The following is a 257-nucleotide window of genomic DNA, read 5'->3' as shown; positions in this document are numbered from 1 at the left end:
ATAAAACTCTTCATACCTTGAGTTACTAAATACAAACCGACAAAAAGCATCAATGTAAACAATGAAACATATATTATTCCGACCAATATGAAATCATAAAAAGAATCATCCGGTACAATATTAATATGGCTTATAATAAATCGGACTAACAAGACTGTAAAAAACATATCAATAAGTGTTTCGCATACATGCTCACATATGTCCGCAATTTCTCTTTGAGACCCCTCCGGAACAGGAAATAGGGCTTCCAGCAGAAT

1 protein-coding gene is annotated in these 257 nt (G+C 33.5%); it reads right to left on the bottom strand.

The genetic code is table 11. The features are described from left to right. Window positions 1–257, bottom strand: a 257-nt coding sequence (locus tag ENTHG_RS25900) for a hypothetical protein (RefSeq protein ID WP_044172127.1), incomplete at both ends; no start/stop codon positions are given.

The sequence above is a fragment of the Phytobacter massiliensis JC163 genome (assembly GCF_000321045.1).
Lineage (GTDB): Bacteria > Pseudomonadota > Gammaproteobacteria > Enterobacterales > Enterobacteriaceae > Phytobacter_A > Phytobacter_A massiliensis.
The sequence above is the reverse complement of the archived record's forward strand: the minus strand, read 5'-3'. Positions and strand labels throughout refer to the sequence as shown.